The organism is Priestia sp. KCTC 13724 (assembly GCF_056820425.1).
Window position 1 is genome coordinate 1 of sequence record NZ_JBXDLD010000115.1, and the last position, 13543, is coordinate 13543.

At 36.1% G+C, this 13543-nt stretch carries 10 protein-coding genes and 3 pseudogenes; 10 read left to right on the top strand and 3 right to left on the bottom strand.

What is annotated here, in order from left to right; genetic code table 11:
• Positions 1–440: 440 nt before the first annotated feature.
• The 3 genes from zwf (at position 441) to AC1UFB_RS15065 (ending at position 3393) form a co-directional block, all read left to right on the top strand.
• Positions 441–1931 carry a glucose-6-phosphate dehydrogenase gene (zwf, locus tag AC1UFB_RS15055; protein WP_062686330.1) on the top strand — a complete coding sequence of 497 codons (1491 nt, stop codon included), beginning with the start codon at positions 441–443 and terminating at the stop codon, positions 1929–1931.
• A 264-nt stretch (positions 1932–2195) separates the two neighbouring features.
• Positions 2196–2849 (top strand): fructose-6-phosphate aldolase, encoded by a 654-nt coding sequence (gene fsa / locus AC1UFB_RS15060; protein WP_482589443.1) that lies wholly within the window; start codon positions 2196–2198, stop codon positions 2847–2849.
• Between the two features lie 109 nt (positions 2850–2958).
• A complete protein-coding gene (locus AC1UFB_RS15065) occupies positions 2959–3393 on the top strand; it encodes a hypothetical protein (RefSeq protein WP_482589444.1) in 435 nt (144 codons plus the stop codon).
• 490 nt (positions 3394–3883) lie between these two features.
• Here the strand turns inward: AC1UFB_RS15065 and AC1UFB_RS15070 are convergent, their stop codons facing one another.
• Together AC1UFB_RS15070 and AC1UFB_RS15075 are read right to left on the bottom strand one after the other, a co-directional pair.
• Positions 3884–4729, bottom strand: a complete 846-nt coding sequence (locus AC1UFB_RS15070) for an STAS domain-containing protein (protein WP_100347790.1) — start codon at positions 4727–4729, stop codon at positions 3884–3886.
• A gap of 618 nt (positions 4730–5347) precedes the next feature.
• A pseudogene (locus AC1UFB_RS15075) lies at positions 5348–5611 on the bottom strand (shikimate kinase); the annotation flags it as partial.
• Positions 5612–6075: 464 nt separating this feature from the next.
• On the opposite strand from AC1UFB_RS15075, the gene helD reads away from it, so the two are divergent.
• From helD to AC1UFB_RS15090, 3 genes are all read left to right on the top strand, one after another.
• Complete coding sequence (helD, locus tag AC1UFB_RS15080) at positions 6076–8412, top strand: RNA polymerase recycling motor HelD (RefSeq protein ID WP_100347789.1); 2337 nt, start codon at positions 6076–6078, stop codon at positions 8410–8412.
• Between the two features lie 294 nt (positions 8413–8706).
• Entirely contained in the window at positions 8707–9483 is a 777-nt protein-coding gene (locus AC1UFB_RS15085) for an SDR family oxidoreductase (protein ID WP_061785201.1), read from the top strand.
• A gap of 70 nt (positions 9484–9553) precedes the next feature.
• On the top strand, positions 9554–9997 hold the full coding sequence (locus AC1UFB_RS15090; RefSeq protein ID WP_025910994.1) for a cell wall hydrolase: 444 nt from the start codon (positions 9554–9556) through the stop codon (positions 9995–9997).
• A gap of 84 nt (positions 9998–10081) precedes the next feature.
• Here the strand turns inward: AC1UFB_RS15090 and AC1UFB_RS15095 are convergent.
• Positions 10082–10501: pseudogene (locus AC1UFB_RS15095) on the bottom strand (aminotransferase class I/II-fold pyridoxal phosphate-dependent enzyme); the annotation flags it as partial.
• Between AC1UFB_RS15095 and AC1UFB_RS15100 the strand changes: the two are divergent.
• The 4 genes and pseudogenes from AC1UFB_RS15100 to AC1UFB_RS15115 all read left to right on the top strand — a co-directional run.
• Positions 10492–10916 (top strand): annotated as a pseudogene (locus AC1UFB_RS15100) (EamA family transporter); the annotation flags it as partial. The pseudogenes AC1UFB_RS15095 and AC1UFB_RS15100 overlap by 10 nt on opposite strands.
• Positions 10917–11016: 100 nt before the next feature.
• Positions 11017–11859: an N-acetylmuramoyl-L-alanine amidase gene (locus tag AC1UFB_RS15105; RefSeq protein ID WP_328101783.1), complete on the top strand. Its 843-nt coding sequence runs from the start codon at positions 11017–11019 to the stop codon at positions 11857–11859.
• 137 nt (positions 11860–11996) lie between these two features.
• Positions 11997–12938, top strand: a complete 942-nt coding sequence (locus AC1UFB_RS15110) for a nuclease-related domain-containing protein (protein WP_482589445.1) — start codon at positions 11997–11999, stop codon at positions 12936–12938.
• A gap of 138 nt (positions 12939–13076) precedes the next feature.
• Entirely contained in the window at positions 13077–13481 is a 405-nt protein-coding gene (locus AC1UFB_RS15115; protein WP_025911000.1) for a GNAT family N-acetyltransferase, read from the top strand.
• Positions 13482–13543 lie beyond the last annotated feature (62 nt).

The following is a 13543-nucleotide window of genomic DNA, read 5'->3' on the forward strand; positions in this document are numbered from 1 at the left end:
AAATTCAGTTAGCTGGCCGTTCGTCGTGCGTACCGTGAAGGTGCGCTATTTTTTATATTTCGGGCTTACTTTGTTTTTTTCTCAATAGCTTTTTAGACATGATAATTAGTCATGTTATAAAGCTGATTCTGTTTCAATTTATAAATGGTTATTTCCTTTTTTTATATCTAACATACTCTATTATGTGTGTTATGTAAAAAAAGCATTCTTCGCGCACTTTCAAACAACGTATATTTAGTGATTTTCTGTTCATAATATCCCACACCGTAAAAAATATAATATGTAAACGTCTCAAATTGATGACCATTATCTATATAAGCTGATGTCAATGAATAATATGTCCTTATAATATAGATGATTAATGTCTAGATAATTATTTAGTGTATATGAATTACTTTGTTATACAAGAGGAACTTTACATAATAAAAGGAGTATTGGCAATGGACTCAATGACTTTTGTTTTATTTGGAGCTACAGGAGATTTAGCTAAAAGAAAAATAATACCCGCGTTATATAATTTATTTTTAAATAAGAAAATGCCTCAGCCAATTTCTATTGTTGGATCGGGTAGAGAAGAGATGTCTGATACGGATTTTCAAAACCTAGTAAGAGAGTCAGTGGAAACTTTTTCTCGACGAAAGGTAGACAATCGTTCAAGCATGGAAGATTTTATAGGTTATTTCAGTTATATTAGCTTGGATGCAACAGCACCAGAAGATTATAAAGATGTATTAAATCATGTTCAACAACGTGAAAAAGAATTAGGAATTCCAGAAAATCGAATATTTTACCTATCAGTAGCACCAGATTTTTTTGATTCTATCGCATTAAACATTAAAGAGAGCGGGCTAGGTTCTACAAAAGGTTGGAAGCGCCTGATAATCGAAAAGCCATTTGGACATGATTTAAAATCTGCGCAAGATTTAAACCTAAAATTAAGTCAAGCATTTAAAGAAGATGAAATTTACCGTATTGATCACTATCTTGGAAAATCTATGGTTCAAAACTTAGAAGCTTTAGAATTTGCAAATCCTATACTTCAATCACTATGGAATAACGAACACATTGCTAATGTCCAAATTACGGCAAGTGAAACGGTAGGGGTAGAAGAAAGAGCTGGTTATTATGACCAAGCAGGTGCAATTCGAGATATGGTTCAAAATCATATGTTGCAACTCGTAATGATGACGGCTATGCACCTACCAAAAAGAATTAATTCAGAAGAGATTCGTAATGAAAAGAAAAAAGTAATGGAATCACTTCGCCTCATAAAGAAAGAGGAAGTAGGTATGCACGTTATTCGTGGTCAGTATAGTGCTGGAGAAGTTCAAGAACAGTCTGTAGTTGGATATAAAGAAGAACCTGGTATTGACACGTCTTCACAAACTGATACATTTGTAGCTGCTAGATTGTGGATTGATAATCCATTTTGGACTGAAGTCCCTTTTTATATTCGCACAGGAAAAAGAATGAAAAATAAGTCTACTCGCATTGTGATTGAATTTAAAAACTCGTTAAAATATTTGCATGTTACTGAAAAAAGAAACCTGGCTCCTAATTTGCTAATTATTGAAATTAATCCGCATGAACAGGTCTCCATACAACTTAACAGTAAAAATCCATTAAATAACGGAGAAATTGAACCTGTAAGAGTAAACTTTTCATTGGATCAAAAGGACGTACCTGAAGCCTATGAACGGTTAATCTTTGATGCTTTCTGTGGAGATCCTACTTTCTTTGCTCACTGGGATGAGGTGGAGATGTCTTGGAAATGGGTACAGCCAATCCTAGAAGCTTTTGCTGAAAACCTTTTACCTCTTTATTCTTATAAATCAGGTTCTTATGGGCCTGAGGAAGCGAATCGTTTACTGAGTGCAAACGGATTTAAATGGTGGTTAGATAAGGATCTCTTTCCAACTTTAGAAGGGTGAGACCTTTAAAAAAGCGTCTATTATTTGAAATAAGAATCTCCCTGGGATGGGAATGATAAGGACCATAGGAGAAAATAATATCTAGTGACATGTTTCGAGCGTTAGATCAGAGGTCAATCATTTGAATTTACCACAGAAAACGTTGTTCAACTTACTAAAAATGTATTACATGGTTAAATTAAGAGATATTAGGGGAAAGAAAGTAAACAAGCTTATGCTCTATTGTCTTGTAGCTAAAAAAAGATTTGATGGAGGAATACAACTATGAAATTTTTTATTGATACAGCAAACATTGAAGATATTAAAAAAGCATATAAAGTAGGCGTTTTAAACCCATCTTTAGTGGCAAAAGAAGGCGTAAAGTTCGAAGATCGCATTGAAGAAATTCTAAAAATAGTACCTGAAGTAGAATCAGTTTCAGCAGAAGTAACACCGGATGCTGAAACTGCAGAAGAAATGATTGCACAGGCAGAAGAATTAATTAAAATTAACGGCGGAGATAAAAATATTACAATCAAACTTCCAATGACAATCCCTGGCCTGGAAGCAACACGTTACCTTTCAAAAAAAGGCGTGAAAACAAATGTAACACTCATCTTTACCGTGAACCAGGCACTTCTAGCAGCGCGTGCAGGTGCTACTTATGTATCTCCATTCTTAGGACGTTTAGATGATATTTCAGAAGACGGTGTCCACCTTGTATCAAAAATTGCAGAGCTGTTCCGCGTACAAAACATTGATTCGCAAATTATTGCGGCTTCTGTCAGACATCCAGATCATGTGACGCGTGTAGCGCTTGCTGGAGCTCATATTGCAACAATTCCTTATGCTGTCATTGAACAACTAGTGAAACATCCTTTAACTGAGCAGGGAATTGAAAAGTTTGCAGCTGATTGGAAAAACGCTGTTAAGAGCTAATTTCTCTACCTAAAACGATTTATTTAATGGAAGGAACGTTAGCTGTTTAAGAATTGTTAACGTTCCTTCTCGTTATAAGGATATTAATACGACTAAGGGGTTAATTAGTATGGATTTATTAAGTAGTAAAGTAATTAAGACTGCCCGTGGTTTGGAACTATATATAGATTCAGTAGAGAATATCACGATTAAAGGGATTCATATTCCAACTACATCTAAGCCATATTATGGGGTTAAATTTGAAATTGATTATTTTTTATTAGAAGAACATAAATATTATGACCTGCAACAAAATTATTTCTGCCTTGTTATGAGTGAAAACTTTCAGTCAATCAAGTTAGAGGAACCAGAGATGCAAAGTTTATTTGGTGTTAAAAATGAAGAGGAATTTAAAGCAACCAAACAGCTCTTAAGTGACTGGTTAATTAAAACAAATGCTTATAGAGAAGCAATTCTTCAATCTCTTAATGAACATAAAGAGCATGGTACAAAAGAAGGAAATGAAGATACTAAAAAAACAATTACATTCTTAAAGGAGTATTAGAACTGAAAACAATAGACATAGAGCAAGCGCCTATCTAAAGAACGGTTTATTATTTTCACTATCCGGTATAGTAAAGAAGCTCCAGAACTAATTTAATCGTTCTGGGGCTTCCTTGGAGTTAGTATAGTTTCATGGACACCATTTAATTAAAATACCTTTAAGCTTTATGAAGCCTGTATTACACATAGCTAAAAACAGATAATTGCGGTGATTACCTGGATATGAGATGAATAATACATAGGTTACGCTAATCAAATTTCTTTATCTTAATTATCACCCAATAAGAGGAGCAAATAAATGTCTAGTTCTAAAAGACAAATGATGGACGCTGCTTTAGCTCAACATTATAAAAGAGAAGGTGGTTCAAACGGGATAGAGCTGAAACAAATTGAAAACCTTTAGTCCTAATTTGAAATAACTTCGTCCAGAAAAGATTTACCTCGAAAGGAATCTTTTCTGGACAAGTACAGTATTAACAAAAACTTATAGATTAATAGGTTTTAGATGTCGCAATTGCTTGTTCAAGGCTAGAGACAATTGAGATTTTACTGAAATCAATCCCGATTTGAATAGCAGTTTGTGCAATTTCAGGTCGAATACCTGATAATGTAGCTTTTACACCTATTAAGCTTAATGATTCAATTAATTGAAAGATTTGATGAGCCACCATTGTATCAATAATGACTACTCCGGATAAATCAAGCAAAAGGTGACGAATCCCCTTATCTACACATTGATTTAAAGTGTTCTCAAGAATAAACCTAGCGCGGTCTGTGTCAATCTCACCTACAATAGGAAGTAAGGCTAAGCTTGAACTTAATGAGATGATAGGTGAGCTCAGTTCTATAATCAGTTCTTGCTGAGCCTTCAATCGTAGCTGAGAATGCGCATGGTATTCTCTAGTGAATACAGTCATGACGTAATTAAAGTTTTTAATCACAACACGATTCCACCTATTGATTGTTTCTTGTGAATACGTTTCACTACTTGTCCGAACAAATTCTTCAATTAAATCCAAATACTGATTTTGCGTAACGAAAAACTCATGTAAAATGACGTCGATTGGCGTGTTTAAATGTTCTTCATCTTTTGAAATTGAATTAATCCATTCATCGAAGTGAATGGAAAACTGTTCACTTGACTCGTTATTATCAAAGACTTTACAAAATCGAACATGAAATTCATGGTTTTGCTGTTTTACTTTATCAATTACGAGTGGATCATTTGAAGCATATACACCTAATGAATTTTCTTTGTCTAATGATTCATACCAGTTTTCAGTCAAAGACCATGTGCGTTCAACTAAAAAATGATATAATTTGTGATTTCTATGCATCGTTTATTATCTCCTTATACAAGTGATGGCCATCATCGATCTTTCATGTTGTAAACAGTAAAGTCGTTATTATCTTATAAAGAAAAAAGCCCTGGATTTAAAGGGCTTTTTCTGCTCTTAAATTATTGTGCATGCAGTTTTCACTTTATTAAATTTAAAATAGACTGCTTTGTGCTTGTTTATCTTAACATATTAATATAGAGAAAAATACCTTTTTTAGTGTATATATGCTCACAAGGAGTATTTTGCTAACAGCAGTTAACTTAGCTTGAAGGGGGGATAGTATAGCTTTACAGACAAGCATTCAAAGCGTAGAATGACTCTAACGAATAGACAATTTACTATTTTAAGAATCTTAAAATGTGGGTTGATCTTATATAAGGGAGCGTCCACAATTGAAAAATCAGTTTTCTCAATTAATAGAGAACAACGAAAGCGTTCATATTTATTATAATATTAACGATAAAAGAAATTACTTGGACAATCTAGTGTCGTATATTGTTTCAGGTGTAGAACAAGAAAGACATACGTTAGTAATTGAAAGTGAAAGATTAATTCCGCTCATTTTTAAAAAGTTAGAGGGAATGCTAACTAAGGAACAATTAACATATATACACATTCTACGTTTCTTTTTGTTGGCTTATGCTGCAGTCTATTTGACGTTTTGTTTCGGTCAATTCTTTCGTTGAGATCCGCTTCTAGCTCCACAAAATATATCGTACCGCATTTTGATTCAAAAATGTCGCATACTTCTTTAACAAAATCCCAATCGCTTTGCATATCAAACGCCCATACATAAGTGAAAATTATACCTTCTGCGTCACTTTTTGCAACAGCTTCAAAGATTTCTTTACGGAACAAATCTACTAATCTCCACATTTCTTCGTTGAATTGAAACAAAGGAGCAAGAAGCTCAACGCCTGTGGGCCGAATATGAGAACGAACTTCATCTAGTTTCTCCTTTCTGCCGTAAGCTTACTAGATTATCATTATATACATTTGGTGAATTTTATCACAAATAAACAAACAGCGGAAGAAGAGATTCCAACAACTAACAATTTACCGTAGAGGTGCGGAATTGCACCAACTCCAATCAAGAATGATAGCATAGCTTCTTCATAACCACGGCTTCTGCTTATCTCAAAAAAGCATTAAAAAAGGATGAAGGTAATACAATACCCTCATCCTTGGATTTATATTTCTGCTGAACATCTTGAAAACAAAACAATTTCATGATAAATTAGTATAGATGCGTATCTATATTTGTTATCGATTATAATTTTCCCTACTATAATTATAATATAGAAATGATGCGCTAGTCAACTATTTTTTAAGGGGTGTTTGCGATGGGTTCGGAACTTCAGCAGGAACAAAAGCGCGTAGACGACGTTACGGAAAGAATTAATGAAGAAATAAATAAGCTAGAAGAAGAGACGACAAAGCGTAAAGAAGAAGTCATTCATATTCGCAAGCACTTTTGGGATGAGGTTAAGGTAAATACGGATACGTTTGATGATTACCTTGAAACGATTATTGGGTTACGTCAGGAAGCTCAGGCACTATCAGTAACTCAAAGTACACATAAACATTCCTCTAAGCGATTATCCACGTTGCATCGGATGAAAGAACTTCCTTATTTCGGTCGTATTGATTTTACAGAAGAAGGAGATTCAGCTCCTGAAAGCATTTATATTGGAATTGCTGCTCTTAATGACCAAACCGGAGATGATTTTTTGGTTTACGATTGGCGAGCGCCTGTTTCCAGCGTCTATTATGATTATCAGCCTGGGCCGGCTCATTATATGACTCCAGGCGGTATGATTCAAGGTGTGCTTGAAAAGAAATGGCAGTACCTTATTCGTAACGGGGTGATTCAGTCCATGTTTGATACAAGTTTGACGATTGGAGATGAAATCTTACAGCAGGTTTTAGGTAAAGGTACAGATAAGCAAATGCATAGTATCGTTGCGACAATTCAAAAAGAACAAAATAAAATCATTCGCCACGATAAAGGACGATTATTGATTGTTCACGGGACAGCTGGAAGCGGAAAAACCTCGGCAGCTCTGCAGCGAATTGCGTATTTATTGTATAAATACCGAGACCACATCAATGCGGATCAAATTATTCTGTTTTCACCTAACTCTATGTTCAGTAGCTATGTTTCAAACGTACTACCAGAGCTTGGAGAAGAAAATATGCAGCAAGTGACGTTTCAAGAGTATTTAGACCACCGCTTAAGTAAAGCATTTCAAGTAGAAACGCCGTATGAACAGTTAGAATATGTTTTAACAGCTAAAAAGACATCTTTCTATCAAGCGAGGCTTGCAGGCATACGTTTCAAAGCATCTACACGCTTTTTTGAAGCTGTTCAAACTTACAGAAAGTCGCTTGAATCAGAAGGAATGCTGTTTAACGACGCGGTGTTTAGAGGAAAAGCTGTTGTAACAGCAGGAGAAATAGTAGAACGATTTTACAACTTTGATACCTCTCTCCGTTTTCATAACCGACTTGAAAAGTTACGAGATTGGTTATTGAAGAAGTTAGCTGACTTTCAAAAAACAGAAAGTAAAAAGCCGTGGGTTCAAGACGAAATTGAGCTTCTAAGCAATGAAGACTATCATAAAGCACATGCGTATTTAGCTAAAAAACGCGGGTTTAAGAGAGAAGACACCGCTGATTATGATATGGAGCCACAAGCGCTTGCAAGGCTGATTGTGCGTCAAAAGCTAAAACCGCTTCGAAGCAAAATTAAAGAGCTACAGTTTATTGATTTTATTGGCATATACAAACAACTTTTCACAAATTCTCTTGAAATAACGAAACACTTAAAAGGCAAGGTGCCTGATGACTGGTCTGACATTTGCGGAATTACAGTCGATGCATTAGAGAAAGATAAGCTTTTTTATGAAGATGCTACGCCATTTTTACTTTTAAAAGAAATTATTGAAGGCTTTCAAATAAATAGCGCTATTAAGCATATCGTCATTGATGAAGCGCAGGACTATTCTCCGTTTCAGTTTGAGTTTTTGAAGCGTTTATTTCCAGCTGCACGAATGACGGTACTTGGTGATTTCAACCAGGCTATTTTTGCTCATGCAGATGAAAATACCGATTTTAAGATGTTAACGCACCTCTACGGCGTAGAACAAACGGAACTGATCAACATTACGAGAAGTTATCGATCCACAAAACCCATCATTGAATTGACAAGAAGGCTTGTGCCTAACGGAGAAGGCATTGTTCCGTTTGAGCGTGAAGGGAAACGCCCTGCTCTTACACAGCTGCCAGATTATGATGAACTCCACCAAGCAATTGCGTCAAAGGTTGATGAATTCAAGAGTGAGGGTTATCACAGTATTGCGATTATCTGCAAGTCTGCAGAAGAAAGCGCATCTGCGTACTTATCTTTAGCTAGCATTAAAGATCTGAAGTTGTTAAAAAGCAACTCTCTTGAGTATGAGCAAGGAGTAGTAGTGGTTCCTGCGTACTTATCAAAAGGAATTGAATTTGATGCCGTTATCATCTACAACGCATCAGAGAAAGTCTACGCTGAAGAAAGTTTACGCCGTACTTTTTACACAGCTTGCACAAGAGTCATGCATGATCTTCACCTATACAGCGTAGGGAAAGCAAGTCCGTTTTTAGACAAAGCCCTTCTTGAAAGAGCGCTTGACGCTTAGGGCAATAAAAGATATTTACTTCTTCTAAATATTGGGTTATGATGGAATTATCATGGAGATATATGGAAGGAGCATAATGCAGATGGCTGGCATTCAATAATGGTTAATTAACAAAATGAATAGACAAATTCCCTTTTTTTACGAAAGGGTTGTTTTTCATTGTTACCATTATAGGATACGCCTAAGCTTATGTATGAGAAGACAAAAGAGCGGGTGCCTATTAGCATCTGCTTTTTTTGTTAGTCCATATCTCCAATCGTACGTTGGTTGGCGCGTCCGCAAGGAGATGCAAATATGTCTAAATTAACAAACAAAATTGCTGTTATAACAGGAGCAAGTCGAAGCAAAGGGATAGGCTCAGCCATTTGTATAGAGCTAGCCAAAGTGGGGGCAGATATCTTCTTTACTCACTGGTCTCCTTATGATCGACAAATGGACTATTTTGAAGAAGAAGATACAAGTTGGTCAAAAGAGTTAGTAACCGAAATTAAAAAATATGGCGTAAGATGCGAAGCGCTGGCACTTGATTTATCTAAACCTGATGCACCAGCACAGCTTCTTGAAGAAGTTCAAAAGCGACTTGGGACACCTTCTATTTTGGTGAATAATGCCACTCATTCCATTGACGTAGACTTCCGGAATCTAAATGCAGAAGTTCTTGATAATCACTATGCAGTGAACGTTCGAGCCACCTGTCTTTTAACCGCTGAATTTGCGCGGCGATTGGATGGCAAACATAGTGGGCGAGTCATTAATATGGTATCCGGACAAGATAAATCACCTGAACCAGGAAACCTTGCATATATCGCAACAAAAGGTGCAGTATCTACATTTACAAAATCAATCGCGATTGAACTTGCTTCTTTAAATATTACGGTAAATGCTGTAGACCCTGGTCCAACCGATACAGGCTGGATGAATGAAGAGTTAAAGCGAACTTTACTACCTCGCTTTCCAATGGGAAGGATTGGCGCGCCTACTGACGCAGCAAAACTTATTGCCTTTCTAGCTAGTAATGACGCAGCGTGGATTACCGGACAAATTATTCACTCTGACGGTGGTTTTTTGTAAATAAATCAATTTTCTTGTCCGCTAACATCAATTTTGGCATTTTTTTCATACTATAGATTGAGGTGAGACTATGCCAAGAGTTCAGTATAAGGATTCAGACGTTGCATTAATGGCTAGAATGATGCGAGCGGAAGCAGAAGGTGAAGGACAGCAAGGAATGTTATACGTTGGAAATGTCATTGTAAACCGAGTAAAAGCGAATTGCCTTGACTTTAAAGGTCTACGAACAATTCCGCAGGTTATTTATCAAGTGCAAGGAGGTAACTATTCCTTTGAAGCTGTTCAAAAAGGGAATGCTTTTTATCAACGAGCAAGAAGTACAGAGAAAAGATTAGCCAAGAAAACGCTTGATTTTTGGCGTGAGTATCCTGCAAAATATGCGCTTTGGTATTTTAACCCATACGGTCCGTGTCCTCCAACTTGGTACGGCCAGCCATTTGCAGGTCAATATAAAAACCACTGCTACTACGAGCCGCAGCCGAATACGTGTGACAGTGTGTATACTGGATCGTAAAGTTAATTTAAAATAAAAAAGAGTTCATCGCCTTTATATTTTAAAGATGAGCTCTTTTTTTGTTTTAAAACCGCAAAAAGTTTTGAGGCGTAACACGATATTTTCTACTACATTAGTATAGCTATGTCCAAGGGGATTTTGAAATCTCGGTACAATATAGAAAAATTTAATATCATTGTTTCGAAATATATACTCTAGACGCTCAAGGTAAATTCCTTCCATGGCTAGCTCAATACCAAAAGTAGCAGCTTGATGCAGGGTAGCGGATTCAATAAAGCCAAAATACGTGGGCTGCTTAATGAGAATATTGCTTTTTCCATTTGGGAAAGGCATTGAGACTAATAGATTAAGAGCTTGCTGAGAGCCAGATACAATAAATAATTTGTCTGGATTGGTAAAAACCTGTAGAGTTTGCAAATAGTTCACAAGCTGAACTCGTAGTGAATAAAGACCTTGCTGTTCAGAATAAGTAAATAGTTCTTCTTTATATAGATCTATCGCTTGGTACTGTTTTGGCGTTTCCTTTACTTACGAGCTGGGCAATGAAAACTCTACCTGTATCTCACGGAGCTGTAGAATTAGCACTTTTACCCTTAGCCACAGCAGGCTTTGCGATCATTAGAGCAAATGAAGCTCCTTCGCTTACGTTTTGGATTTCAAGCTTAATCGGCTCTTTGTCAGTCAGTTTCTAGCCTATGTAGCTTGGTACAGCGGAATGGCGATGGGCGGCATTTTAAAAATAAGTCAAATTCAATATCTACAGCCGTTTCTGATGATTGTTTTTGCAGCGCTCTTTTTGAACGAATCTATTACATTCTTTACAATTGTAACGGCTGTGGTTGTAGTAATAGCAGTCATTGTAGGTAAAAATACTGGAGTCACGAAGAAAAGTTCTGCATCAATCAAACAATCAAGATAGATGCCGTAAATATGTATCGAAAAAAATAGTCTATAGGCTTGTATCCGTTACCAAATCTTCCATTTCTCATAAGCTAATAGAGAAGGGAGAGACAAGTCATATGAAAAAGATTTATCTTGATGCCGGCCATGGCGGCACGGACTCAGGTGCAGTCGGTAATGGCTTATTAGAAAAAAATCTTGTTTTAAAGCTTCAGCAATACATGATTAGCTTTTTAAACGCAAACTTCGCTGATTTTACGCTCCAAACTACGCGTACAACGGATACGTTTTTAAGTTTGTCAGAACGCGCTTCTAAAGCGAATGCTTGGGGAGCCGATGTATTCATGTCTATTCACGTAAACGCTGGTGGTGGTACAGGTTATGAGGATTACATTTACAATGGATCCGTCAGCTCAGCAACTATTAACTATCGCAATCGCGTTCATGAGCAGGTAGTTCCTATATTATCAGCTTACAACCATACAAATCGAGGTAAAAAAGCAGCAAACTTTGCGGTTTTACGCTTAACGAATATGCCAGCTGTTTTAACTGAAATTGCGTTTATTGACACAACGAAGGATGCAAATCTTTTAAAAAATGAAGCTTTCTTACAAGCGATGGCAAATGCATACGCAAGAGGTATTGCAGTGTATTTAAATTTACCAGTTCGCCAATCAACAGTTTATACAATTCAAGCAGGGGATACATTCTATAAAATTGCAACTATGTATAACATTACTGTTGAAGCACTGCAAAATGCCAATCCTGGTGTTAACCCAACTACTCTACAAATTGGGCAACAAATCTATGTTCCTGTGCGCACATATATAGTAAAAGCAGGAGATACACTGTATAAAATCGCAGGGATGTATAACGTAACGGTTCAACAAATTCAAGCAGTAAATCCGGGCATTGACCCATCAGCGCTTCAAATTGGGCAACAAATTAGGATTCCTTCATAAAAAAGTAGAAAAAGGGCTTATCTTTAAGCTCTTTTTCGCTTATAATAGCGCTTTAGAGTAGGTGTTTAGGTTCATTTTTTTTGAATCTCTTTTTATAGACGGAAAAAAATTCTATAATAGACATAAGGAGGAGAGGTATGTACATTGTTTATATTATTGGCACAATCTTAATTCTAGGGTTAATAACGACTTGTATTTACCTTTATCGCCGAAATGTACAAGTCGAAGAGAAGTATGTTACCCAGCTGGAGCTAGCACAAAAGGAAGCGGCTGTTTCCATCGCTGCTTGTGAAGAAGAATACAAACAGAAGAAACAAGCTGATTTAACAGAGAAAGAAGAGCACTACAAAAATATTATCAGAGATTTACGAGAAAAACATACGGCTCAGTTAATTAAATCGACAAAGTATATAAAAAGCTTGGAAGCTTTTTCGAAAAATAAAGGTGAAATTGTTATTCATAAAACGTTAACGACATTACAAACAAACTTAATTCATAAAAATAAGATTACAGCTGATGACATGATTATTATGGGAAACGTTTTTATGCCTTATTACATGAACGAACAGCTATTTATTCGACAAATTGACCACGTTGTTTTAATGAAAACTGGTATTTATTTGATTGAAGTGAAGAACTGGAGCGGAGATATTCTTTATGGTATTCGAAAAGACCAGATTCATGAGCTGTCATTTTTAGTCGATTCACTATCCACTCGGGTAGCACGAACCGAAGAGCAAACCTTTGTATTTACGAAAACAAGTGAAAGTGAGATTAAAGTAATGAGTAAGCCTCATCCTGGAAAAGAAGTCCAGCAACACGCGGCTAGCTTAAAGTCTTACTTGCAAAAATTACGTCGCGATATACCTGTAGTAACACCAATCGTTTATTTTAACGGTGATTATAATACGAGTGTAAAAAACTACTCACAAAACCATTCACTTTGCTTTTCTACTAAAGATGACCTATCTGTCTTTTTCACTGAACAGTTAAAACAACAGCCTATCTATACAACAGAAGACTTAAAGATGTTTAAAGAAACGCTTGAAAAAGCAAGTTATCATTTCATTCATTCCTAGTTGTTAAAACGAACATAGCTTACTAAGGTAAAAGAGTAGTATACGTATTGACTAAAATGGAAAGTAAATACCTAAAATATGTTGTGTAAAAAGTGCTTTTATAAGCACTTTTTTTCATCAAGAAAGGATGGGAACCAATTGAATGTTCGTCAAATTTCAAAAGAAGACACGTGGCAACTTAGGCAAAGCGTAATGTGGCCGGATAAGAATATTGAGTATGTGAAAATAGACAACGATCATGAAGGAATTCATTACGGGCTATTTGATCATAATGAGCTTTGTTCAGTAATTTCACTCTTTGTCCAAGGTGATACAGCTCAGTTTCGTAAATTTGCAACTGATACAAGTCGTCAAGGAAAAGGCTACGGTACGACTTTACTAAATTACGTCATAAATGAAGCGAAAGAGATGAATACAAAAATAATTTGGTGCAACGCCAGAAAGAACAAGACCACCTACTATAAAAGATTTGGTTTAACGCCTTCTAATGATACGTTTCAAAAGGGCGGCGTTGACTATGTTATTATGTCAAGACACCTATAATTTTGTTTGATTTTGAAAAAATATCCTGATATGGTGCTATAATGTAAATATCGATGATTATA

What these genes read in the sequence shown, in the direction of transcription:
- zwf (WP_062686330.1), top strand. Translation starts at nt 441, where the DNA reads ATGGACTCAATGACTTTTGTTTTATTTGGAGCTACAGGAGATTTAGCT.
- fsa (WP_482589443.1), top strand. Translation starts at nt 2,196, where the DNA reads ATGAAATTTTTTATTGATACAGCAAACATTGAAGATATTAAAAAAGCA.
- AC1UFB_RS15065 (WP_482589444.1), top strand. Translation starts at nt 2,959, where the DNA reads ATGGATTTATTAAGTAGTAAAGTAATTAAGACTGCCCGTGGTTTGGAA.
- AC1UFB_RS15070 (WP_100347790.1), bottom strand. Translation starts at nt 4,729, where the DNA reads ATGCATAGAAATCACAAATTATATCATTTTTTAGTTGAACGCACATGG.
- helD (WP_100347789.1), top strand. Translation starts at nt 6,076, where the DNA reads ATGGGTTCGGAACTTCAGCAGGAACAAAAGCGCGTAGACGACGTTACG.
- AC1UFB_RS15085 (WP_061785201.1), top strand. Translation starts at nt 8,707, where the DNA reads ATGTCTAAATTAACAAACAAAATTGCTGTTATAACAGGAGCAAGTCGA.
- AC1UFB_RS15090 (WP_025910994.1), top strand. Translation starts at nt 9,554, where the DNA reads ATGCCAAGAGTTCAGTATAAGGATTCAGACGTTGCATTAATGGCTAGA.
- AC1UFB_RS15105 (WP_328101783.1), top strand. Translation starts at nt 11,017, where the DNA reads ATGAAAAAGATTTATCTTGATGCCGGCCATGGCGGCACGGACTCAGGT.
- AC1UFB_RS15110 (WP_482589445.1), top strand. Translation starts at nt 11,997, where the DNA reads ATGTACATTGTTTATATTATTGGCACAATCTTAATTCTAGGGTTAATA.